Here is a 22463-nt window from a genome sequence, read left to right as displayed (position 1 = left end):
GACCGCGGGCCGCCAACCCGTCGCTGGCCATGGTGCGGTTTCCGGCTGTGGTCGAAAAAAAAACAGGCACCCCGTAACGGGATGCCTGTCTGGAACAGCACCGGCGCCGAAGGGGCAGCGCCGGGTACTTCACGGAGACGGGCGCGCCTGCGCGGTGGCAGGCGCGGGGGACTGCATAGGACGGCGCTTAGGCGGCGGCGCGGCCGGCGTCATTGAGCGCGGCGATCTGAGTGCGGGCCGTGGTCAGACCGGCGTCGCGCGCTTCGGGACCCATCGCCAGGCCATGGGCGCGCACGAAGGTGATGTCCGTGATGCCGAGGAAGCGCAGCACCGTGTCGATGGTGATCTCATGCAGATCCAGCGCGTTGGCGTCCTGGCGCACGCCGCCGCGCGACGACACCACGATCGCGCGCTTGCCGGTGGCCAGACCTTCCGGGCCGTTGGCGGTGTAGCGGAACGTACGGCCGGCCTGCGCGATACGGTCGATCCAGGCCTTCAGTTGGCTGGGGATGCCGAAGTTGTATTGCGGCGCGCCAATTACCAGCACGTCGGCGGCCAGAAACTCGGCCAGGAACTGCTCGGTACGTTCCAGTTCGGCCTGCTGCACATCGTTCAGGCCGTCCTTCGGGCCGCCCAGCACGGGCAGCAGATGGTTGACCAGGTGAGCGGGGGCTTCGCGGTCCAGGTCTCGCACGGTGACCTTGGCGTCGGGATTCTTCGCGACGATATCGGCCACGATGCTGGCGGTCAGGTTGCGCGATACGGAGTTGTCGCCCAGTACGCTCGAATCGATCTGCAGGATGTTCATGTTTGGCTCCACGGGGGTTCGGTTGGGATGAGTGAAAGATAGAGATTCCCCATTGATGCCGGTAGTGAGGCAAAATGCAAATGATTGTTCTATCGGTGCAACGAGACTCCAAGGAGCGGGCCCATGCAGGATCTCAACGATTTATCGCTGTTCGCGCAGGTGGTGCAGCACGGCAGTTTTTCCGCCGCCAGCCGCGCTACGGGCGTGCCCAAGTCGCGCCTGTCGCGTCGCATTGCACAGCTGGAGCGCGATCTGGGCGTGCAGCTGCTGCGTCGGACCACGCGCCAAGTGCGCGTTACACCGCTTGGCGAGGCCTATTACGCGCGCTGTCGCGACATGCTGCAGGCCGCGGAAGCCGCCCGCGAAGTAATCGACAACGCGCGCGAGCAACCAGGCGGCATCCTCAAGATCAGTTGTCCGGTGGCGATCGTTCAGGTGCTGCTGGCGCCCAACATCGGCAGTTTCATGCGCGCCAATCCGGGCATCCAGCTGGAAGTCGATGCGACCAACCGGCGCGTCGACGTGATTGGCGAAGGCTATGACCTTGCGCTGCGCGTGCGCAACGTGCTCGACGATTCCAGCCTGGCGGTTCGTACATTCGGCAAGAGCGACCTCAAGCTGGTGGCCAGCCCGGCGCTGCTGGACAGCATCGGCCGGCCGCGAACGCCGCAGGCGCTGGAGGGCATGCCGGGGCTTGCCCAGAAGCCGCATGAAGGCCGGCATATCTGGACGCTGTTCGACAAGGCCGGCGATCCGGTCCACATCGGCTACGACCCGCGCCTGATTTCGGATGAATTCGCGCTGCTGCGCGAGGCCGCGGTGGCGGGCGTGGGCGTGGCGATGTTGCCGCGCATGTATTGCCGCGACGAAATCGAGCGTGGCGAGCTCGAAGTGCTGCTGCCGCAGTGGGATTTGCCGTTGGGCGTGTTGCATGCGGTGTTTCCCTCGCGGCATGGCGTCACGCCCGCGTTGCGGCGCTTCCTCGATTTCCTGGCCGAGGTGTTGCCCGAGCACGGGCGCAAGGTCGGGATGATGACCGCCACCACGCCGATGCATGCCGCGCCGCCGATGGCGCCGATGGCGCCGGCGCTGGACCACAACGATTCGGAAGCGCCGCGCTAGGCAGACCCGCGCCGCATCGACGTTTGCCGATGCGCGGGCGCCACGCGGGCCGGACGCTGCGCCTTTACCTTCACGCCAGCACGATCTAAGGTAGTTGTGCAGGTCACATGCTGCGCACGCAAACAACCGCAAGGAGCCAACGCAATGAGCCGCACGCAAGGAACGCAGGATCTGGGCAAAGCCATTCTCCGCATCGTACTGGGCGTGCTGATCCTGTTGCACGGCATCGCCAAGGTGATGGCCGGTCCCGGCTTCGTCGTCCAGGTGGTCACGCAGGCCGGGCTTCCCGCGCCGGTGGCCTATCTGGTCTATATCGGCGAAGTGGTCGCGCCGATCCTGCTGATCATCGGACTCTGGACGCGCCTCGGCGCAGTGATCATCGCGGTCAACATGCTGTTTGCCTTCGCATTGGTCCATGCCAAGCAGATTGGCGAGATGGCGCCAACGGGCGGCTGGGCGCTGGAGTTGCAGGGGATGTACCTGGGCGCCGCCCTCGCCGTGGCGCTGCTTGGCGCGGGGCGCCTCAGCGTGGGCGGGTACGACGGCAAATGGAATTGACCGAGCCGGCCATGCGCCACCGATCCTTCCCGGGCGCCTCGTGGCAGCCCGCGGCGCTGGCGCTTGTGGCGATGATGCTGGCAGGCTGCGCCATCGGCCCCGAGATTCGTACGGACTACAACCGGGCCAACGACTTTTCGCATTACCGTACGTTCGCATTCGTGCCGCGCGTCGGCACCGACCGCCAGGGCTACGAGAGCCTGACCACGCAATACCTGAAAGCCGCCGCGCAGCGCGAGATGACCGCGCGCGGCTACACCTACGCGCCGCGCAACCCCGATCTGCTGCTCAATTTCAACATGCAACTGCAGCAGAAAATCGTCAGCAGCCCCGCGCCGCTGCCGCCGCCCGGCTACATGGGCTACTACGCCTATCGCGGCGGCATGTACGCGCCGTGGCCCGGCTATGGCTTGTACAGCGATACCTATACGTATACCGAGGGCACGCTGAACATCGACATCGTCGATGCCGCAAAGAACCAGCTGGTCTGGGAGGGCGTGGCCCAGGGCGAAGCGGGCCAGACCGATCCGCAGAACAATCAGGCGGCGATCGACAAGGTGGTTGGCCTGATCTTCGCGAAGTATCCGTTTCGCGCCGGGCAATAAAGCGTAAGTTTCCGTGCATGCTTGGCGTTGCGCGCAGCCAGACCCGCTACAATCGCTGCCCGTGGTTTTCATCGTGTCATATCAAAAATGGGTCTGGGCTGGTTCGGATTGTCGACCTTGTGGCTGCTGCCGCTCGTCTGGCGAACGGTAGGCCGCGCGCTTGCCGGCGATCGCCGTGTATTTGGCCGCGGCTCGCTGCGCGTGTGGATGGGGACGGTGCTGGTGCTGGGCGCCAGCGCCACGCTGGAGGCGCTGACCGGCGGCGAGGGCGGCACGGCCGGCGGCGCTGCCGGGCATGCATTGGCAGGCGTGGCATCCGGCCTGCTCGGCTGGACCGGCGCGCTGCTGATGATGCTGGCGCTGCTTGGGCTGGCGGCGCCAATGGTATTTGGAGAGACGTGGCGCAGCCTGTTCCTGCTGCGTCGTCCGCGCGCCGTGTCCGACGACGAGCCCATCGCGCCGCGTGCCGAGCCGCGCACCGACATCCGCACCGACCGCACCGACCGCACGGACTTTGGGCCGCAAGCGTCTGCCGCCCGCGAGGCGCCGCAACGCTGGGAAACCACGTCGCTGCCTGCGCAGTCGGCTGCCGCGCGGCAGCCGGCGCGCCACAAGGGCATCGAAGCCGTATCGGCACGGCGTCAACCGGCATGGCAGCCGCCGCCGCGCACGCGCCAGTCGCCTCCGCAACCCGGTGAGATCTGGCTCCATCATGCTCCCGCGCCGGGCGCGACCCGGCGCGATCCGGCCACCGCCACAGCCACCGCATCGACTTCTGCGGCAGCCATCAAGCCCGCGCCAGCACAGCCGGCCGGCAGGGCTGAAACCGTCGCGCAGAAGCCGCAGCCCAGGACGGCGGCCAGGCCCGAAGCGCGTCCCGCTGCGCGCGCGGAGACCCGCGCCGAGCCAAAGGCCGCCCCGCAGGCCACCATCGTGAGCAGCCCGTTCCGCAATCCGCAGCTCGGTTTGCGCTCGGCCATCACGACGCTGCCCGAAGCGATGAGGAAGCCGGCACCGGCTGGGGACGCCTCAGCGGCCACGGCAGTCGTGGCGGAAGTGGCAGTGGAAAGCAGCGCCGTCGTGGCGACCTCGGCGAGCCCGTCGCCGTCCGCCGAAGTTGCGACGGCAGCGGCGGGGGCGTCCCAGGTTGCTCCCGCATCGGTCGATCCTCATACCGCAACCATTTCGGACGTTGGTGCGACAGCCACGCCTGCACCCACATCGCCTGAAGCGGACACGTCCGCGTCGCCGCCGGTCACATTCGATGCGCTCCGTGACGAGGCGCTGGCGCTGCTGGCCGAACTGCGCGAGCTGGCCGGTCGGCCGATGGGCATGGCGACGCCCGCAGCGATGACTGCCCTCAGCGCGCCGGAAATCTCTCAAATGGCGGCGCAGGCCGACACGCCCTCGCAAGACCAAACGTTATTGGTGGCCAAGCCGATTGCCGCAGCCGTCGAGGAACACATGACCGCGCCGGCACCCGAAAGCGATGCGCCGTTCGACATCGGCCCGCTCGAACCGACGGTCGACGACTTGCCGGCCGAGCCGACGGTCGTGCAGGCCATTGAGCAGGCCGTCGCGGCGTCGATCTCGGAAGCCGAGGCAGAAGAGGCCGCTGCCGACGCCAGGGCACGCGCTGAAGCCGTTGTTTCAGGCGAAGCCGGATCGATGGCTGCCGCCGGCGTGAGCCCGAGCGTGGCATTCGACGAGGCTGAGACGGCCGATGCATCGTCGCCCGCGGATGACACGGAAAGCGGGGATGCGTCATCGGCCGACGATGCTGCGGCGGTCGAGGATGCCAACGCGTTCGTGCAGCCGGCGCCGAAACCCCGCATCGTGTTGCCGGCCGTGGTCGGCCGGACCGTGCCGCTGTCGTCGATTGCGCCGGCCGTCGCCGCGTCGCCGACGCCCGCCGTGGCAGCAGCTCCGGTGATTCCGCCCGCGCCGCCCGCGCCGCGCATGGTGGTCGACTATCGCCTGCCGGGCGCCGATCTGCTGGAGCCGGCCGACGAACATGCCGAACAGGTCTCGGAAGAACGGCTGCAGCAAACCGGCGAACTGATTTCCCAGCGACTGGCCGAGTTCAAGGTGCCCGTGTCGGTGGTTGGTGCCAGCGCCGGTCCTGTTATTACACGATTTGAAGTCGATCCCGCGGTTGGCGTGCGCGGCGCGCAGGTGGTCGGCCTGGTGAAGGACCTGGCGCGCGCGCTGGGCGTGACTTCGATTCGCGTGGTCGAGACCATTCCGGGCAAGACCTGCATGGGGTTGGAACTGCCCAACCCGAAGCGCCAGATGATCCGCCTGTCCGAGATCGTCAGCGGCAGCGCCTTCCACGCGCATGCATCGAAGCTGGTGCTGGCGATGGGCAAGGACATTACCGGCAATCCGGTGGTGACCGACCTGGCGCGCGCGCCGCACTTGCTGGTGGCCGGCACCACTGGCTCGGGCAAGTCCGTGGCGGTCAACGCCATGATTCTGTCGATGCTCTACAAGGCGACGCCGGAAGACGTGCGCCTGATCATGATCGACCCGAAGATGCTGGAGCTGTCCGTCTACGAAGGCATCCCGCACCTGCTGGCGCCGGTCGTGACCGATATGAAGCTGGCCGCGCACGCGCTGAACTGGTGCGTGGGCGAGATGGAAAAGCGCTACCGCCTGATGTCCGCGCTGGGGGTGCGCAATCTGGCTGGCTACAACCAGAAGATCCGCGCGGCGCAGGCGGCCGGGCAGAAGGTGCCGAATCCGTTCTCGCTGACGCCCGATGCGCCCGAGCCGCTTTCCACGCTGCCGCTGATCGTGGTGGTGATCGATGAACTGGCCGACCTGATGATGGTGGCTGGCAAGAAGATCGAAGAATTGATTGCGCGGCTGGCGCAAAAAGCGCGTGCGGCTGGCATTCACCTGATCCTGGCGACGCAGCGTCCATCGGTCGACGTGATCACCGGGCTGATCAAGGCCAATATCCCGACGCGCGTGGCGTTTCAGGTGTCATCGAAGATCGATTCACGCACGATTCTGGACCAGATGGGCGCGGAAAGCCTGCTGGGGCAGGGCGACATGCTGTTCCTGCCGCCGGGCACCGGTTATCCGCAGCGCGTGCACGGTGCGTTCGTCGCCGACGAGGAAGTGCACCGCGTGGTGGAGCACTGGAAGCAGTTTGGCGAGCCCGACTATGAAGAAGCGATCCTGGCCGGCGACGTGCCCGAAGGCGCTGCCGGCGACCTGCTGGGCGACAGCGGCGAGGGCGAAGCGGATCCGCTCTATGATGAAGCCGCGCAGATTGTGCTGACATCGCGCCGGGCCTCGATTTCCGCGGTTCAGCGGCAATTGCGCATCGGCTACAACCGCGCCGCGCGACTGATCGAACAGATGGAGGCGGCGGGACTGGTCTCGCCGATGGGCCGCAACGGCACGCGCGAAGTCCTCGCGCCCGGCGGGCCCGACTAGATCTGCACGCCAGCACGGCTGGCGGACCGGACAACGCAAGATCGCATCCACAGGAGCATTCGGCGATGGCATCCGTTCAGGGCAATCTGCTGCACGACGTACCTGTGCATGCCGAAGGCGAGGTCTTTACCGATCTGCTGACGTGGCAGGCCACGGGCCGCGTGCGCATCGAACGGATCGTGTCGAACGGCCAGGCGAGCCCGCCCGGCTTCTGGTATGACAGCGCCGACGACGAGTGGGTGCTGGTCATCAGCGGCAGCGCCGAGGTGGAAATCGACGACGGCACCATGCATACGCTGGGCGCTGGCGACTGGCTGCAACTTCCGGCGCACTGCAGGCATCGCGTGGCGCGCACCGACGCCGCGCAGCCGACGATCTGGCTCGCCGTTCATGTGACGCCAACCGCCTGACACCTGACACCTGAGGCCTGACGCCGGACACGCCGCGCTTGTATGGCCGTCGTATGGCTTTATGATGACGGGACGATCCCTCCGGAGGTTCCGGCTTGCCCCATATCGCCCGGTCGCACCGCGCCTGGCCGTCGCCTTTCTGGCCAGTGCCCGCTCGGATACTGCATTGGCCTCGCATGTACCGCCAGGCCCGCTCCCGGTCGCACCGCGCCTGGCTTAACGCGGCGCTGGCCGTGCTGTGCCTGCTGCTTGCGCCGAGCCTGGCCGCGCAGGCCGACACCCTGCGCATCGGCTCGAAACGCTTCACCGAGTCATACATCCTTGGCGAAATCCTGACGCAGACCGCGGCGCGCCATGTCGACACGCGCCATCTGCCGGGGCTGGGCAATACCGCCATCGTCTTCGAGGCCCTCAAGGCGGGCAGCATCGACGCTTATCCCGACTACACCGGCACGCTGGCCAGCGAGATACTGAAGCTGCCGGGCAAGGTGTCGCTCGAACAGATCAACAGCGCGTTGGCGCCGATGGGGCTGGGCGCCGCGGTGCCGCTGGGCTTCGAGAACACCTATGCGATTGCCGTGTCCGATGCGCGCGCCGGCAATCTGCGCACACTCGACGATCTGGCGCGCCAGCCGACGCTGCGGCTGGGCCTGTCGCACGAATTCATCGGCCGCGCCGATGGCTGGCCAGCGCTGGCGCAACGCTACGGCCTGCCGCAACGGCCGGTCGGGATCGACCACGGCATCGCCTATGACGCGCTGGCCAGCGGGCAGATCGACGCGATCGACATCTATTCCACCGATGCCAAGATCCGCCGGTTCCAGCTGCGCGTGCTCGAAGACACGCGCCATGTATTTCCGCGCTACGACGCGGTGATCGTCTACCGGCTAGACGTGCCGCAGCGCTTTCCTGCCGCGTGGCAAGCGCTGCAACAGTTGTCCGGGCGCATCGGCGTGGCGGCCATGATCGACATGAATGCGTCGGCCGAGATCGACGGTGCGTCGTTCGCGGATATTGCGAGCCGTTTTCTCGCGGGCCACGACGCCGCGCCGGGCCAGGACGCGCATCGTCAAGGCCTGTTGCGCGTGCTGACGGGCGCCGAGACATGGCGGTTGACCGCGCGGCATCTGGCGCTGGTCGGCGGCGCGGTCGGGGCTGCCACGCTACTCGGCGTGCCGCTGGGAATCGTGGCGGCCCGCCGCCGACGTATCGGACAGATGATGCTGGCGGCCGTGGGCGTGCTGCAGACCGTGCCGTCGCTGGCGTTGCTGGCGATGCTGATCCCGCTGCTAGGCCGGATCGGCGTGTGGCCGGCGATGATCGCGCTGTTTCTCTATGCGCTGCTGCCGATCGTGCGCAATGCCTGCACGGGCCTGCAGGGAATTTCCCAGGGCATGCGCGACGCGGGGCGGGCGCTGGGGTTGCGCCCGATGCAGGTGCTGCGGTACGTGGAGATGCCTCTGGCGATGCCCGTGGTGCTGGCCGGCATCAAGACCGCGGCCATCATCAGTGTCGGCACCGCGACCATTGCCGCATTCGTCGGCGCAGGCGGCTACGGTGAGCGCATCGTCGCCGGCCTGGCGCTCAACGATTCCACCCAACTGCTGGCCGGAGCCATTCCGGCAGCGGTGCTGGCGCTGGCGGTGCAGGGCGCATTTGGCGCGATGGAATGGTGGAGCCAGCGCAATCGTGCACAGTAACTTCGGACCGACCACGCCCATGCGACACGTCATTGCTATTCGCCTGCTTGCGCCGCTGACCATCTGCATCGCGATGTCGGCCGGCATGGCCCGGGCTGCGCCCCCTTCGGCACCTGCTTCGGTGCTCCCGGCCGCTTCCCCCGCATCGGCCGAGCAGATCGAACGCGGCCGCTACCTGGCGCGCATCGCCAACTGCGCGGCGTGCCACACCGCCGAGGGCGGCGCGCCGATGGCGGGCGGCCTGGCCTTGCGGACCGATGTCGGCGACGTTTATTCCACCAACATCACGCCCGATCCGGACAGTGGCATCGGACGATATACGTTCGGCGATTTCGATCGCGCGGTCAGGCGCGGCGTGGCGCGCGATGGCAAGCGGCTGTATCCGGCCATGCCCTACGTGTCGTACGCCAGGATGACCCGCGACGATGTCGCCGCCATTTATGCCTGGATGCGCAGCGAAGTGAAGCCGGTGCGGCAAGCCAATCGCGAAACCGTGTTGCGCTGGCCGTATCGCATGCGCTGGCTGCTGGTGCCGTGGAACTGGCTGAACCTCGATGAAGGCGCGATGCGCACCGATGCAGCGCGTGACCCCGTGTGGAACCGCGGCGCTTATCTGGTGAAGGCCGTGGCGCATTGCGGCGCGTGCCATACGCCGCGGGGCATGCTCTATGGCGAAAAGGCCGGCGACGAACGCAGCCGGCATTTCCTGTCCGGCGCGACCGTGGAGGGATGGTCCGCCACCAACCTGACCGGCGACGTGCTGACCGGCCTTGGCGCGTGGTCGCAGGCCGATATCGTCGAATACCTGCACACGGGCCGCAATGCCCACGCCACCTCGTTCGGACCGATGTCGACCGTGATTGCCGCGTCGACGCAATATCTGAGCGCGGGCGACCTCGTCGCCGTGGCCACCTACCTGAAGTCGATCCCGGGCGCACGCGGCGAGACGCAACCGTATCGGCACGACCCTGCGACCGCCATGCGGCTCGCGCAGGGCCGCTTCGACACGCCCGGTGCACGCCAGTACGCCACCTATTGCATGCCGTGCCACAACGCCGACGGCAAGGGCTTCGCGCGGGTATTCCCGCCGCTGGCGGGCAATCCTACCGTGGTAGATCCCAATCCCGCCTCGCTGATCAACCTGCTGCTCGATGGCGCGGTGACCGCACGTGTGAATACCGCGCCTAGCGACTACCACATGCCCGGCTATGGCTGGACCATGGAAGACCAGGAACTGGCCAATCTGCTGACCTTTATCCGTGGCGGCTGGGGCAATCGCGCGGGACCGGTGTCGCCCGAGGCCGTCGCCGCACGCCGGCAGGCGCTTGGACCGCGCGCCCGCATTTCGGACACACCATGACGATCACCCGCAGAGATTTTCTGAACGGTACTGCGCTGACGATTGCTGCCGGCATTGCGCCCGCCGGGCTGGCGCGCGCGGCGGCATCGCAAGCGGCAATGGCTGCGGCGGCGTCATCGGCAGCTTATCCGCCGGCGCTGACGGGCCTGCGCGGCAATCACGCCGGCACCTTCACGCTGGCGCACAGCCTGGCGCGCGAGGGCGCCACCTATCCTGGCGTACTGGCGCGTGAATCGTACGATCTGGTAGTAGTGGGCGGCGGTATTAGCGGACTGGCCGCCGCGTGGTTTTATCAGCAGAAATTCGGCATGAATCGGCGCATTCTGATACTCGATAATCATGACGATTTCGGCGGCCACGCCAAACGCAATGAATTTACCGTGCGCGGGCGCACATTGCTGACTTATGGCGGCAGCGCCGAAATGCCGCCCTCGGTGAACGATAATGCCGCTGTGCGTACGCTGCTGGCAGACCTTGGGATCGATCCGGCAGCCCGCACCCGGCCAATGCCCGGCGACGAGTACGAAAAACGTGGACTTGGCCGCGCCGTATTTTTCAATGCCGAGCATTTCGGCCGCGATCAATGGCTGACCGGCGATCCCTTCGCGGCATGGGTCGATGCGCGCAATCGCCGCACCACGTCGAATATCGAGCCGCTGCGTGATTTTCTCGGCAAGGCGCCAGTCTCTGCGGCGGATCGCCAGGCATTGCTACGCCTGCTGCAGGGCGAAACGGATTACCTCGCGGGCACGACGGCGGAGAATCGCGCGCGCTTTATCGAAACCACGCGGTATGCCGTGTTCCTGCGCGACAAGGCGGGGCTGGGCCTGTCGGCCTTGCGTTTCCTGCGCAGTCGCAGCCTTGACGCATTCGCGCTCGATGCCGACGGCATTTCCGTGGCGCAGGCCATCTCGATTGGATTGCCCGCGGGTGCGGGAATGCCGGCTCCGGCCATCGATCCGCGGCTCGGTAAATCGCCTGCATCCAGACTTTGGTTTCCGGACGGTAATGCGACGCTGGCCCGCGCCCTGGTTCAGCGGCTGGTGCCCGATATTGCGTCGCCCGGTCCTGGAGGACTGAGCGGGGCAAGGTTTGATTATGGGAAGCTCGATCGGGACGGCAGGCCGGTGAGAATCCGGCTCAACAGTACGGCTATCGCCATCGAACCCGATGTCCGGATTACTCGCGTCACGTATGGCTGGCAAGGCAATCTGCAGCGCGTGGAGGCGCAACACGTGATCGTGGCCGGTTACAACATGATGGTGCCGTTTCTGCTGCCGTCCTTACCGGCGGCGACAAAAACGGCGTTGCGGGGATGCGTCAAGGCGCCGCTGATTTATAGCAAAGTGGCATTGGACAACTGGCGCGCATTCGAAGCGCTGAAAGCCTGGCGCATTCATGCGCCGACCATGCCGTATGCCGATTTCTGGCTGGAGTCGCCCAGCGGCGGCAGCGGCGACCCGGTTGTACTGCATATGCTTTATGTGCCCGTCGTGCCCGATAGCGGCATGCCGGCGCGCGACCGGTTTCGCGCGGGAAGGGCATTCCTGCTGGGCACGCCGTTCGATGTGCTCGAGCGCGATATTCGTACGCAACTCGATCGGGTGCTGGGTGCGGGCGGATTCCGCTCGGCGCGCGATATCAAGGCCATTACGGTGAATCGCTGGGCGCACGGTTATAGCTATATGGGATCGACGCTGTCGTCCGATGATGGCCAGTGGCAGGCTGCGCTGCAAATGGCGGAGCACGGCGTCGGCAATATTCGCATTGCCGGCGCCGATACAGCGGGAAGCCCGTCAGTCACTGCCGCTATCGACCAGGCGCAGCGCGCCGTCGCGTCGCTGGACGCAGCGAATTGAATGACCACGCGGCAGTATTGAGGGGAATCTGGGCAGTGCGATGGACGCGCCGGAATCGACACGGGCCTGCCCATTGCGGCATCAGCTGCCAGTGACGAATTTCTGCAACAGCCGGCGAAATTCTTCGAATTCCTCGACTGAAAATTCCCTCAGCCGGTGATTCAGTACTTCCGGCGCAATGGTCGGGAGTTCCTCGGAAACGTGTTTGCCCTTGGGCGTCAGGGTCAGATTCACTACGCGACGGTCATCAATACTGCGACTGCGCTCAAGCAGGCCTTTCTCTTCCAGTTTGTCCAGCATGCGCGTCATCAGGCCGCTGTCGATGCCGAGCAGCTTGCTGATTTCAAATGGCGTGCTGGCCATGCCGCGCGTCAGGGAAAGCAGAATACCCATCTGCTGGGCATTGATATCCAACGATCGTAATGCGGCGTCCATATCCATCAACAAACTATTGCGCGCCTTGTTCAAATGAAAGGCAATGCTTTGGGTTAGTTGAAAATTTTCCGGCGTGTAGTGCTTCACGGTCGCTCCTCTGGTCTTGCAGCTAGGGGAATATACCCATTCGGGTGATCGATTTCAGCAATGATGAATGCACCGGCTGGGGCATTCAGTGGGTCCTAGTCTGGCAAATGACGATCCCGATGGGAATTCAATTTTGTGATTTTTCGATATAGAAGAAATGAATCTCGCGAGACCTGTTCAATAGCTAACTGATAATGCAAACAAGGTACTGAGATAATCACCCGTATGGGTTAATCAAATAAGCAGACATTTAAATGTCAAGGCGCCAAGCGGCGCCAATACAGGGCGGCGCGGCATCCGACCTGTCTGGGTGATATAGGAAAATACTTAACGAGTGGCGCAAGAAAGTTCATGACGTCAAGGCACGCCATGGCCGGCGCGCTCCAGTACATTGCTCCAGACCTGCTGGCCCACCATTCCATGGCGGCGTCATCGTGCTTCAGCCCGGGAGTCGAGCAATGCCGTTGGATCTTGCTGTCAGAGTCATGCGCAATCTGGCCGTTTTGTGCGCCGTCTGTCTGTTTGCGCACGCGCACGCCCAGGGGAGCGCCGATGCCGCCAACAAGACCAATAATCCGTTGAATCCGGCGCCGTCCTTCAATATCCATAGCTATTATTCGCCGCGCCTGTCCGACAGCAACGCGCACACCGCGGACTTTCTGTTGCGTCCGACCCTTCCGCTGGCGCCCGGCAAATGGATCGGCGTACCGCAGATCGTTCGCGGCACGCTGCCGGTCAGCATTCGGCCCACATTGGACGGCTCTTATCAGAGCGGCATTGGCGATATCAGCCTGTTCGATATATTCCTGTTGCGCAGCCGTGGCGTACAGATTGGCGCCGGGCCGTTATTGACCATTCCCACCGCAACCGATCGCAGTCTCGGCACCGGTAAATGGCAGGCCGGCGCAGCCGCCGTAGTGGTCGACGCCAAGCAGGCGCGGCTGTTGGGCATGCTGCTGCAGTGGCAGCATTCATTTGCCGGACAAAGCAGCCGGCCAGATGTTCAGACACTTACCGCGCAGCCCTTTGTTATTTTCAATCTGCCGCAGGGCTGGTACTTGCGATCGACCGGCGTGTGGACATTCGACCTGCAGCACGGCAATTACTATGTGCCGGTCGGATTCGGCGCCGGCAAGGCATGGAAGGACGGCAAGACCATTTTCAACGCGTTTATCGAGCCCCAGTATTCCGTGTTGCACGCGGGATCGGGGGTTCCGCAGTGGACGATTTTTGCAGGATTGAATATGAACTTCGGACGATGACATTGACACGCCCCATATTGATTTGCACGACGCTGACGCTGCTTGCAGCCGCAGCGTCGTTGTCGTTGGCGCACGCACAATCGGTGCCGCCGCCCACCAGCCCGCCTTCGCCCGCCAGCGCCGGCGCACCGCCAGTCGCCAGCCCGGCCGCTGCCGACGCTCCGGCCGCTTCTGGATCCCCACCGTCGGCCGCAATCTCGCCATCCGCCGCGCCAAAAAAGCTGTCTTTCTTCGATCCGGAAGACGGCATGCTCGATCTGAGCGATTTTCTGTTGCATCACAAAGGTGCATTGCCGGTACCGACGATCATTACCGAACCGGCCGTGGGATACGGATTCGGATTGGGTCTGATGTTCTTTTCGGAATCCATGGCGGAAGCCGCGCAGCGCGCAAAGGAAAGCGGCAAGGGACCGGCGCCGCCAAATATCACCGTGATCGGCGGCGCGTATACGGAAAACGGTACGTGGGCCGCGGGCGCCGCGCATTTCCACAGCTGGGACGGCGATCGCTATCGCTATCTCGGTGCGGTCGGCAAGGTCGACGCCAATCTCGAATACTTCGGCGTGGCAAACCAGGCGCGTTCGTATGAACTGCAAGGTTTCGCGTTGGTGCAGCAACTGCTGGTGCGCGTCGGTGATTCGCGTTGGTATATCGGTCCGCGTTATGTTTTTGCCGATACCACCGCGACCTTCAAGTTCGGCAATACGGTCAATGAACTCGCATCGATCGACAAGTCTCAGCGTATCGGCAAGGGCGGTTTCGTGATCGACTATGATTCGCGCGACAATATCTTCTATCCGCGCAAGGGCATCTACGCCGAACTGGAGGCGCAATTCGCACGGGGCGGTTTTGGCAGTACGCAGACGTTCAATATGTATAACGCACGGGGCTTCACCTGGCTGCCGCTTTCCAACAAATGGATTCTCGGATTACGTGCCGATACCAAATTCTCGTCGGGCGATGTGCCGTTCTACGCGCAGCCCTATGTCGATTTGCGCGGCGTCCAGCGCGGCCGTTTTCAGGACCGTAATGCGCTGGCCGTGGAAGCGGAAGTGCGTTACGACCTGACGCCACGCTGGTCGCTGCTGGCGTTTTCGGGCGCGGGCAGGGCGTATGGGCGCTGGCACGATTTTTCCGATGCCAGCAACGTGGTCAGCGTCGGCGGCGGATTCCGCTACATGATTGCGCGCAAGCTGGGGCTGTCGATGGGTATCGACGTCGCCCACAGCAAGGATCAGAACGCGTTCTATATCCAGGTGGGAAGCGCCTGGCACTGACCACGTGCGGCCCCGCACATCCTGCGTGCCGGGGCCGGACCGCGCGTCATGCCACGGCGGGAAAATCGAGCGTGGTGTCGTTGACCCGATTGATCATGTTGGTGAAAAGGATCGCGCTGATTGCCTGGATCGCCTCGACGATTTGCGCGTCGGTATATCCTGCCGCGCGCACCGCTTCCACAGCGCTTGCCGGCACCGTTCCGCTGGTGCTCACCAGTTCCACGGCGAAGCGTGTCAACGAGTCGATCTTTGCATCCTCCGGGAAGCTGCCGCGACGCAATTGTTGCGTCTGTTCGATGCTGTAGCCAGCCTGCTTGGTCGCGGACAACGTATGTGCGGCCAGACAGTAGTCACATCCGCTGTGCTCGCTCACGGCCAGGTTGATGGCTTCCAGTTCCTTGGCCGACAGGCTCCCTTGCTTGAGCACCGCGTTGGTCTGCAGCGCCTGCGCCAGGACCGCAGGCGAGTTGCTGCCGATCGTGGCATAGGCGTTCGGCACCTTGCCGACGGCCTTGCGGATGGCGCCGAACAGTTCAGCGGTTTGTCCCGTGGCGTCTTGTGTGGCGATGGTATGCAGGCGCGTGGTCATGACGTTTCTCCTTCGAGTCTGAGTGGGCCGCTAGGTCGGCCAGTGGTTGCGTTTCGATCGTTGCGTTCGGGCGTTGCTTGGTACAGCGCTGCCTTGGACTCAATGGTAGGTGCGCCAGCGATCCGTATCGATTAGAATCGGCTCAAATTTTTGCTCGATCGTCTCAAGCCGATATGGATAGTCTTAGCGAACTGGTGCGCCTGCTGGCGCCTTCGGGCACCGTGGACTTGCATTGCCGGGTGGCCGGGGCGTGGTCCGCCCATCACGAGCAGGCGCCGCCGGGGCATGTGCCGTATCACGTGATCCTCGACGGGCAGGCCGACCTGGCGGTCGGCGAGCAGCGCCTGCAGGTCAAGGCCGGCGATGTGCTGCTGTTTCCGCACGGCGCGGCGCATACGTTGTCGGCGCAATCGATGCAGTCACGCCAATCGCCCCAGGCGGGGCAGCCGGACGGCAGGCGCAGGTTCACCGAATCGCGTCATTTCAACGGCGTGGTGACCGAAGTGTCGGTGCCGGGCGCGCTGGCGCCGCTCGATATCCTGTGCGGCACGTTCGTGCTGGGCAGCTCGGCGGCGATCCTGCTGCGGGCCATGCCGGAAATGCTGTGCGTCGGCACGGATAGCGGCGATGCCTCGCGCGGCGACGATGCGGGCTGGCTGCGCGGGCTGATCGGCATGATGCATACCGAAGCCAGCGCCGCGGGGCCGGGCAGTGCAGCGATCATCGCCAATCTTTCGACCGCGCTGTTCACGGTGCTGTTGCGCACGCTGCTGGTCCAGGGCGCTGTGTCGCACGGCGTGATGGCGTTGCTGGCCGACGCGCGTATGGCGCGGGCCGTCGACGCCGTGGTGCGTCATCCGGAAAAACCGTGGACCATCGATGCCTTGGCCTCGGTGTGCAACGTGTCGCGCGCCACGCTGGCGCGGCGCTTTGCGCAGCTTGGCATGACGCCGCTGGAACTGGTGACGACGTTGCGCATGGAACGCGCCGCGCGTCTGCTCCGTCAGGACGGAATGTCCGCGACGGCCGTTGCCGAGCAATGCGGATACGCATCCCAGGCCGCTTTCGGCCGGGTTTTCACACAGCATTTCGGCGTCGGTCCCGGCGCGTATCGCCGGGCGCATCGCGATCGGCGCCATGCGTCGACGGCCAGCGTTTAACGGGATCGTTTCCTATGGTTGCCAAACAAACCGCCAGCCCTGGCGTCAATCGCGGTGCGGCGCGCACCCAGGACAACTGGGACGATTATCGATATTTCCTGGCGGTGGCGCGTGGCGGCACGTTATCGGCCGCGGCCCAGCAGTTGGACACCGAGCACACCACGGTGGCGCGACACATTCACGCGCTGGAACGCGCGCTCAACACGCGGCTGTTCCATAAGAGCCACGTCGGCTACGCGCTGACGGCGGCGGGCGAGCGCCTGCTGGCTACTGCCGAAACCATCGAAAGCGCGCTGCTGGCATCGAAGGCCGCCGCTGCTGGCGAGCAGGACATCGCCGGGATCGTGCGTGTCGGCGCGCCTGATGGGTTCGGCAGCATGTTTCTGGCGCCGCGCATCCATGCGTTGACGGCGCAGCATCCTCGGCTCGAAGTGGAAATCTTTGCGGCGGCCCGCCTGTTCAGCCTGACCCGGCGCGAAGCCGATATCGCGATCGGCCTGTCCGGCACCGAGCATCTGCGCGTGGCGTCGCGCCGGCTGACTGACTACCGGATGTTCGTGTACGGCACCAAGTCATATCTGAAGCAGGCGGAGCGGATTCGCACCAAGGAGGATCTGGCCCGGCATCCGTTCGTCGGCTACGTCGAGGAACATCTGTTCTCGCCGGAACTGAGCTTTCCCAGCGCCATCGGTGTCAACTATCACGCGCGCGTGCGCAGCACCAACCTGCTGACGCAGGTGCATTCGACCTTGTCGGGTCAGTGCCTGTGCATTATTCCGGCGTATGTTGCGGCGGCATTTCCGACGCTAATGCCAGTGCTGCCCGATCAGGTGGAAGTCACGCGCACGTTCCATATGCATGTGCATGAAGACCACTGGAAGGCCGCGCACGTGCGCGCCGTGGCCAATTTCATCGCCGAACAGGTGGATGCCAGTACGTCGTTGTTCATGAACGGATAAAGCCAGCCGGCACGATAGCCTGGACGGCGCCAGGTTGTGCATCGATGCACAACCGATGCGGATTTTCGGGCTGTCGCTGTGCGTAAATCGGGCGAATAATTATCGGCATCGTCGTTTCCTGACGCCGCGCCCCACGCGGCGCATCGTGCCGTGACTGCCCCCGCCGCTTCCGCTCGCTCACCATTCCTTCTCCGTTACCACGCATGGCGCCAGTTGGCCCGGACCGTCGCACAAGTGGGCGCACTGCTGGGCGTCTGGTTCTGCGCCGACTGGCTGACCCGCAGTCTGGGCTGGTCGATTTCCCCCGGCGTGCTTGGCATGCTGGCGGTGCTCGGCCTGTTGTTGTCGGGCAAGGCTGACATCGGCTGGGTCAAGTCGGGATCGGACTGGCTGCTCGGTGAACTGGTGCTGTTCTTCATCCCCTGTGTGGTGGCGGTGGTCAACTATCTGCCGCTGTTTCGCGCCGAAGGCGTGCAACTGACCATCGCCGTTGGCGTGGGCACGATTCTCGTCATGGCCGCCACCGCGTTGGCCGTGCATGCGGGCTGCCGCCTGGAGCGCCGCATCACGCAATGGCGGGACGCCGCAGACGAGCAGGGGCAGTCATGATCGCGCATCCAGGAACGCCGCTGGCGTCGCTCTTCTGTCTGGCCTGGACGGTCGCGCTGTATTTCGCGATCAAGCCGTTCTATCTGCGCCGGCCGCGCATCTGGCTTTCGCCCGCCATCGTCGTGCCGGCGCTGACGATAGCCTTGCTGCTGGCGGCCGATATTCCCTATGCGGCCTATGTGGCCGATACGCGCTGGATGGTCTGGCTGCTGGGGCCTGCCACTATCGCGTTTGCGGTACCGATCTACGAGCATCGCGCGATCGTGCGCCGGCACTGGCTGGCGCTGGCGCTTGGCGTGGTGGCTGGCACGCTGGTGGCGATGGTCAGCGCGCGACTGCTGGCGCAAGCGTTTCATTTCAATACCGAGATCACGCGCAGCCTGATGGCGCGTTCGGTCTCCACGCCGTTTGCCGTGGCCGTGGTCTCCCGCACTGGCGGATCGGCCGATCTGGTCTCGTTGTTTACGGTGATGACGGGTCTGGTCGGCATGATCGTGGGCGACACAGTGCTGGCACTGCTAAGGCTGCGCTCGCCGGTGGCGCAGGGCGCATCGCTCGGCGCCGCGGCGCACGGCTTCGGCACGGCCCGCGCGCGCCAGCGCCACACCGAGGAGGGCGTCGTGGCCAGCCTCACGATGGTGCTGGCCGGCATCCTGATGGTCATCGCGGGCCCGGCGCTGACCAACTGGATCACGGCGCTGATCGGTTGAGCACGCGCGCCACGCCTGGCGTGGCGGCCCCGGCACAGGACGTGGCGTGGGGTGTCGCGTGCGGCGCATTCCCTCGACTTTGCTGGCGGAGGACGCGTCTCGCGGACTAGACTTTTCTGACATCGACCGTCGCCTTTGCGGAGGATGCCGTCATGGTCGCACGTTCCATTGCCTCGCTATCGATCAGTTTCGGGCTCGTATCGATCCCGGTGAAGGTGTTTTCCGCCACGGAAAGCAAGTCTTCGATCAGCTTCAACCTGCTGCACAAAGGCTGCGGGTCGCGGCTGCGCCAGCAGTACGTGTGTCTGAAGGAAGACGTGGTGGTGGAGCGCGCCGACATGGTCAAGGGCTACGAGTTCGAGAAAGACCGCTACGTGACCTTCACGCCCGAAGAACTGAAGGCGCTGGAAGACGCCGCCGCGCAGACCATCGACATCCTGTCGTTCATGCCGGTGGGCGCGATCGATCCGATCTACTTCGACAAGGCTTATTACCTGGGCCCGGACAAGCGCGGCGCCAAGCCCTACAACCTGCTGGCCGAGGCGATGCGGGAAACGGGCACGTGCGCGCTGGCTAAGTGGGCATGGAAGGGCAAGCAGTACATGGTGCAGATCCGCGTCGGCGACGATGGCCTGATCCTGCAGCAATTGCTCTATGCCGATGAGGTGCGGGACATGGCCGATCTTCACGTCGAACGCACCGACGTGCAGCCCGCCGAATTGAAGCTGGCCCAGCAACTGATCGAGCAGAACTCGGTGGACGGCTACGATGCATCGGCCTACACCGATGAGGAAAAGCAACGCATTCTCGAGCAGATCGACAAGAAGATCGCCGGCAAGAAGATCACGGTGGCCGCCGAAGCGCCACCCGCGACCGGCGGTGAGGTGATCGACCTGATGGAGGCGTTGCGCAAGAGCATCGGCGCCAACAAGCGGCAGCCCGCGGCCAAGAGCGCGGGCAAGGCGACACCGAAGGTGGCCGCGGAAGCCCCGGCGCGCAAGACCGCGCGACGCGCCGCGTCGGCGCCCACCGAAGCCCCGAAGCGCGCGGCGCGCAAGTAGGAGGCCGGCGCGACAATGCAAGCCTATTCGATGCGGGAAGTCCAGGCGCTGCTGGGCATCTCGCGTACGGTGATCACCGCCCTGATTGCGGCGGGCGTGATTTCGCCGCGCCGTGGCGCGCGGCGCGAATATCGTTTCAGTTTCCAGGATGTGGTGCTGTTGCGCACCGCGCAGTCGCTGCGCGAGGCGCGCATTCCCACGCGCCATATCACGCGCTCGCTACGCCGCCTGCAAGGCCTGGGCGACGGGCGTCCGCCGACCGGCATGCGCGTCACGGCAGTAGGCGGCGACGTCGCGGTGCAGGACCGGCACGGTCGCTGGCAGATCGATTCCGGGCAGTTCATGCTCGATCTGGACGACGCCGCGCCGGCCCGCGCACCGGGCGACGTGGTGACGCTGCGCCACGCGGGCAGACCCAATGCTTCAGTCGATGCCGGCGAGTGGTTCACGCGCGGCGTTGCGCTGGAGCACGATCGGCCCGATCACGCGGAAGCTGCCTATCGCCATGCGGTGTCGCAGGCGCCGGATTTTCTCGACGCATGGCTCAACCTGGGCTGCCTGCTGTGCGACCACGGCAGAATCGCCGAGGCCATCGACGCGTATCGGGCCGCGCTCAGCTATCTGCCCGCGCAGCCGCTGCTCCATTTCAACCTCGGTGTTGCGCTGGAAGACGCCGGAGCCGACCGCGAGGCGCTCGATAGCTATCACGCCTGCATCGCGCTGGCGCCGGATTTTGCCGATGCGCACTACAACGCCGCACGTCTGCACGAAGCGCTTGGCGATCCGCATCGGGCCATCCGGCATTACAACCAGTACCGCAAGCTCGAACCGGTGATCTGACACGCGACATGGCCGTCGTTTGGCGCCAGTTGATCCTGCGCGATCGCACGACGCCCCGCGAGAGCCCCGGACATCACCCAGCCGCGAGCTGCCACAGCAGTGCGCCGTTCAACAGGATGATGATCACGGCGGACGCGCCCGCCAGCAGCAACGGCGCGCCGCGCACCCGCCAGACGCCCATCAACTTGCGATCGGCGCCAAACATGATCAGCGGTACCACGGCCAGCGGCAGCGTGAGGCTGAGTACCACCTGACTGGCAACGAGCAGGCTGGCCGATCCATGTTCGCCAAAGGCCCACACGGCGGCCAACGCTGGCACGATGGCGACGGCGCGCGTCAGCAGGGCGCGCCGCATGCGCGAGATACGCAGGGCAAGAAATCCCTCCATGACTGCCTGCCCGGCCAGCGTGCCGGTCAGCGTCGAATTGAGTCCGCACGCCAGCAGCGCCACGGCAAACAGCACGCTTGCCAGATCGGAATGCAGCAGCGGCGCCAGCAGCCGATGCGCGTCGGCCAGATCTTCCACGTCGGTGAATCCGTTGGCGTGAAACGCGGAAGCCGCGAGGATCAGCAGCGCGGCGTTGATGAGGAAGGCAAAGCCGAGCGAGCCGAAAGTGTCCAGGTTCATGCCGCGCAGCGTCTCGCCGAGCGAATGGCGGCGTGCCACGCGGCTGCCCGGAGGCGGTGTGAAGCGGCGCACCAGCGACGAATGCAGGTACAGGTTGTGCGGCATGACCGTGGCGCCGACGATACCGGCCGCCAGCCACAGCATGCCGGCGTTGCGCACCAGTTCCGGCGAGGGCGCGAAGCCGCCCACCACATCGGACCATTGCGGCTGGGCCATCGCCAACTGGGCGACAAAGCACAGCGCCACCAGCAGGATCAATCCGGCAACCATCGCTTCCATCTTGCGCTGGCCGTAGCGCTGCACCGCCAGCATCACGATAGTCACCACTGCCGCAATCAGCACGCCAACCCACAGCTTGACGTGGAACAGCAACTGCAAAGCCACGGCGCTGCCGACGATTTCCGCGACGTCGCACGCAATGATCGCGATTTCGCTGGCGATCCAGAGCGCCAACGCCGTGCGCCGGGAAAAGCGCTCGCGGCAAAGCTGCGCCAGATCGCGCCCGGTGACCACGCCGACGCGCGCCGCGATCCATTGCAGCAGCATCGCCACCAGGCTGGACAGGGCAATCACGCTCAGCAAGCTGTAGCCAAATTTGGCCCCGCCAGCGATTGCCGTCGCCCAGTTGCCGGGATCCATGTAGCCCACGGCGACCAGCGCCCCCGCTCCAAGAAAGGCGAGACGCGATCGACGCGCGGGCGGCGCGGCGGGGAGGGTGGCTGATTCGATCGGCGGCGGCATGGTTGGCGGGTCGGTGGATGAGGCAAGGCAGCCTGTCTGCTGGATTCTAGATCGTTGTTGAGAATAATTCCCAATTAGATTTATTTACCGCCTCCATTTGCCGTCATCGTACTCGGGCGCCGACTATTTCGCATTCGGACACAAAAGTTATGAAATTAGGCACAGATGGAATCACTTTATGGACCGTTATGCACATAGACTGGATGGCCCGTTGCGACCTGCCGAGGTCGCAACTA

General features: G+C 65.2%; 20 protein-coding genes. 16 read left to right on the top strand and 4 right to left on the bottom strand.

What is annotated here, in order from left to right:
- Window positions 1-187: 187 nt before the first annotated feature.
- The gene (locus F7R19_RS01800) at window positions 188-808 is read right to left on the bottom strand and encodes an FMN-dependent NADH-azoreductase (protein WP_061957716.1); all 621 of its coding nucleotides are present in this window, start codon (window positions 806-808) and stop codon (window positions 188-190) included.
- A gap of 123 nt (window positions 809-931) precedes the next feature.
- Here F7R19_RS01800 and F7R19_RS01795 point away from each other — a divergent pair, with 123 nt between their 5' ends.
- From F7R19_RS01795 to F7R19_RS01760, 8 genes are all read left to right on the top strand, one after another.
- Window positions 932-1930: a LysR substrate-binding domain-containing protein gene (locus F7R19_RS01795; RefSeq protein ID WP_150979169.1), complete on the top strand. Its 999-nt coding sequence runs from the start codon at window positions 932-934 to the stop codon at window positions 1928-1930.
- Between the two features lie 144 nt (window positions 1931-2074).
- The gene (locus tag F7R19_RS01790; protein WP_150979168.1) at window positions 2075-2488 is read left to right on the top strand and encodes a DoxX family protein; all 414 of its coding nucleotides are present in this window, start codon (window positions 2075-2077) and stop codon (window positions 2486-2488) included.
- Between the two features lie 11 nt (window positions 2489-2499).
- A complete protein-coding gene (locus tag F7R19_RS01785; RefSeq protein WP_150979167.1) occupies window positions 2500-3093 on the top strand; it encodes a DUF4136 domain-containing protein in 594 nt (197 codons plus the stop codon).
- 87 nt (window positions 3094-3180) lie between these two features.
- Window positions 3181-6540 carry a DNA translocase FtsK gene (locus F7R19_RS01780; RefSeq protein ID WP_150979166.1) on the top strand — a complete coding sequence of 1120 codons (3360 nt, stop codon included), beginning with the start codon at window positions 3181-3183 and terminating at the stop codon, window positions 6538-6540.
- A 65-nt stretch (window positions 6541-6605) separates the two neighbouring features.
- A complete protein-coding gene (locus F7R19_RS01775; protein ID WP_061957711.1) occupies window positions 6606-6950 on the top strand; it encodes a cupin domain-containing protein in 345 nt (114 codons plus the stop codon).
- A 176-nt stretch (window positions 6951-7126) separates the two neighbouring features.
- Window positions 7127-8650, top strand: coding sequence for an ABC transporter permease/substrate-binding protein (locus tag F7R19_RS01770; protein WP_150979165.1), 1524 nt, complete (start codon window positions 7127-7129; stop codon window positions 8648-8650).
- Window positions 8651-8669: 19 nt separating this feature from the next.
- Complete coding sequence (locus F7R19_RS01765; protein WP_211922699.1) at window positions 8670-10010, top strand: cytochrome c; 1341 nt, start codon at window positions 8670-8672, stop codon at window positions 10008-10010.
- The gene (locus F7R19_RS01760) at window positions 10007-11869 is read left to right on the top strand and encodes an NAD(P)-binding protein (protein WP_150979164.1); all 1863 of its coding nucleotides are present in this window, start codon (window positions 10007-10009) and stop codon (window positions 11867-11869) included. The genes F7R19_RS01765 and F7R19_RS01760 overlap by 4 nt, the downstream gene beginning before the upstream one ends.
- Window positions 11870-11950: 81 nt before the next feature.
- On the opposite strand, the gene F7R19_RS01755 is transcribed toward F7R19_RS01760, so the two are convergent.
- Window positions 11951-12391, bottom strand: coding sequence for a MarR family winged helix-turn-helix transcriptional regulator (locus F7R19_RS01755; protein ID WP_061957708.1), 441 nt, complete (start codon window positions 12389-12391; stop codon window positions 11951-11953).
- 485 nt (window positions 12392-12876) lie between these two features.
- Here F7R19_RS01755 and F7R19_RS01750 point away from each other — a divergent pair, with 485 nt between their 5' ends.
- Together F7R19_RS01750 and F7R19_RS01745 are read left to right on the top strand one after the other, a co-directional pair.
- Window positions 12877-13653: a hypothetical protein gene (locus F7R19_RS01750; protein ID WP_084004047.1), complete on the top strand. Its 777-nt coding sequence runs from the start codon at window positions 12877-12879 to the stop codon at window positions 13651-13653.
- Window positions 13650-14930: a BamA/TamA family outer membrane protein gene (locus F7R19_RS01745; protein ID WP_223505747.1), complete on the top strand. Its 1281-nt coding sequence runs from the start codon at window positions 13650-13652 to the stop codon at window positions 14928-14930. The genes F7R19_RS01750 and F7R19_RS01745 overlap by 4 nt, the downstream gene beginning before the upstream one ends.
- A 46-nt stretch (window positions 14931-14976) precedes the next feature.
- On the opposite strand, the gene F7R19_RS01740 is transcribed toward F7R19_RS01745, so the two are convergent.
- The gene (locus tag F7R19_RS01740; protein ID WP_061957705.1) at window positions 14977-15519 is read right to left on the bottom strand and encodes a carboxymuconolactone decarboxylase family protein; all 543 of its coding nucleotides are present in this window, start codon (window positions 15517-15519) and stop codon (window positions 14977-14979) included.
- A gap of 173 nt (window positions 15520-15692) precedes the next feature.
- On the opposite strand from F7R19_RS01740, the gene F7R19_RS01735 reads away from it, so the two are divergent.
- From F7R19_RS01735 to F7R19_RS01710, 6 genes are all read left to right on the top strand, one after another.
- Complete coding sequence (locus F7R19_RS01735) at window positions 15693-16679, top strand: AraC family transcriptional regulator (RefSeq protein ID WP_150979163.1); 987 nt, start codon at window positions 15693-15695, stop codon at window positions 16677-16679.
- Between the two features lie 14 nt (window positions 16680-16693).
- The gene (locus F7R19_RS01730) at window positions 16694-17638 is read left to right on the top strand and encodes a LysR family transcriptional regulator (RefSeq protein WP_150979162.1); all 945 of its coding nucleotides are present in this window, start codon (window positions 16694-16696) and stop codon (window positions 17636-17638) included.
- Between the two features lie 150 nt (window positions 17639-17788).
- Window positions 17789-18247 carry a CidA/LrgA family protein gene (locus F7R19_RS01725; protein WP_170292548.1) on the top strand — a complete coding sequence of 153 codons (459 nt, stop codon included), beginning with the start codon at window positions 17789-17791 and terminating at the stop codon, window positions 18245-18247.
- Entirely contained in the window at window positions 18244-18957 is a 714-nt protein-coding gene (locus F7R19_RS01720) for an LrgB family protein (RefSeq protein WP_150979161.1), read from the top strand. The genes F7R19_RS01725 and F7R19_RS01720 overlap by 4 nt, the downstream gene beginning before the upstream one ends.
- A gap of 152 nt (window positions 18958-19109) precedes the next feature.
- Entirely contained in the window at window positions 19110-20018 is a 909-nt protein-coding gene (ku, locus tag F7R19_RS01715; RefSeq protein ID WP_150979160.1) for a non-homologous end joining protein Ku, read from the top strand.
- A 15-nt stretch (window positions 20019-20033) separates the two neighbouring features.
- The gene (locus F7R19_RS01710) at window positions 20034-20858 is read left to right on the top strand and encodes a helix-turn-helix domain-containing protein (RefSeq protein ID WP_150979159.1); all 825 of its coding nucleotides are present in this window, start codon (window positions 20034-20036) and stop codon (window positions 20856-20858) included.
- 73 nt (window positions 20859-20931) lie between these two features.
- On the opposite strand, the gene F7R19_RS01705 is transcribed toward F7R19_RS01710, so the two are convergent.
- On the bottom strand, window positions 20932-22227 hold the full coding sequence (locus F7R19_RS01705) for an Nramp family divalent metal transporter (protein ID WP_150979158.1): 1296 nt from the start codon (window positions 22225-22227) through the stop codon (window positions 20932-20934).
- Window positions 22228-22463: the final 236 nt, after the last annotated feature.

It is taken from the genome of Cupriavidus pauculus (genome assembly GCF_008801835.1).
In the GTDB taxonomy this organism is placed as follows: domain Bacteria; phylum Pseudomonadota; class Gammaproteobacteria; order Burkholderiales; family Burkholderiaceae; genus Cupriavidus; species Cupriavidus pauculus.
Note: the sequence above shows the minus strand (reverse complement) of the source record. Positions and strands in the feature narration are given on the sequence as shown.

Excerpts from the sequence above, each read along its gene's own strand:
- F7R19_RS01710 (WP_150979159.1), top strand. The coding sequence starts at position 20,034 with ATGCAAGCCTATTCGATGCGGGAAGTCCAGGCGCTGCTGGGCATCTCG.
- ku (WP_150979160.1), top strand. The coding sequence starts at position 19,110 with ATGGTCGCACGTTCCATTGCCTCGCTATCGATCAGTTTCGGGCTCGTA.
- F7R19_RS01750 (WP_084004047.1), top strand. The coding sequence starts at position 12,877 with ATGCGCAATCTGGCCGTTTTGTGCGCCGTCTGTCTGTTTGCGCACGCG.
- F7R19_RS01760 (WP_150979164.1), top strand. The coding sequence starts at position 10,007 with ATGACGATCACCCGCAGAGATTTTCTGAACGGTACTGCGCTGACGATT.
- F7R19_RS01770 (WP_150979165.1), top strand. The coding sequence starts at position 7,127 with ATGTACCGCCAGGCCCGCTCCCGGTCGCACCGCGCCTGGCTTAACGCG.
- F7R19_RS01745 (WP_223505747.1), top strand. The coding sequence starts at position 13,650 with ATGACATTGACACGCCCCATATTGATTTGCACGACGCTGACGCTGCTT.
- F7R19_RS01735 (WP_150979163.1), top strand. The coding sequence starts at position 15,693 with ATGGATAGTCTTAGCGAACTGGTGCGCCTGCTGGCGCCTTCGGGCACC.
- F7R19_RS01720 (WP_150979161.1), top strand. The coding sequence starts at position 18,244 with ATGATCGCGCATCCAGGAACGCCGCTGGCGTCGCTCTTCTGTCTGGCC.
- F7R19_RS01795 (WP_150979169.1), top strand. The coding sequence starts at position 932 with ATGCAGGATCTCAACGATTTATCGCTGTTCGCGCAGGTGGTGCAGCAC.
- F7R19_RS01740 (WP_061957705.1), bottom strand. The coding sequence starts at position 15,519 with ATGACCACGCGCCTGCATACCATCGCCACACAAGACGCCACGGGACAA.
- F7R19_RS01765 (WP_211922699.1), top strand. The coding sequence starts at position 8,670 with ATGCGACACGTCATTGCTATTCGCCTGCTTGCGCCGCTGACCATCTGC.
- F7R19_RS01780 (WP_150979166.1), top strand. The coding sequence starts at position 3,181 with ATGGGTCTGGGCTGGTTCGGATTGTCGACCTTGTGGCTGCTGCCGCTC.
- F7R19_RS01800 (WP_061957716.1), bottom strand. The coding sequence starts at position 808 with ATGAACATCCTGCAGATCGATTCGAGCGTACTGGGCGACAACTCCGTA.
- F7R19_RS01775 (WP_061957711.1), top strand. The coding sequence starts at position 6,606 with ATGGCATCCGTTCAGGGCAATCTGCTGCACGACGTACCTGTGCATGCC.
- F7R19_RS01705 (WP_150979158.1), bottom strand. The coding sequence starts at position 22,227 with ATGCCGCCGCCGATCGAATCAGCCACCCTCCCCGCCGCGCCGCCCGCG.
- F7R19_RS01790 (WP_150979168.1), top strand. The coding sequence starts at position 2,075 with ATGAGCCGCACGCAAGGAACGCAGGATCTGGGCAAAGCCATTCTCCGC.
- F7R19_RS01785 (WP_150979167.1), top strand. The coding sequence starts at position 2,500 with ATGCGCCACCGATCCTTCCCGGGCGCCTCGTGGCAGCCCGCGGCGCTG.
- F7R19_RS01730 (WP_150979162.1), top strand. The coding sequence starts at position 16,694 with ATGGTTGCCAAACAAACCGCCAGCCCTGGCGTCAATCGCGGTGCGGCG.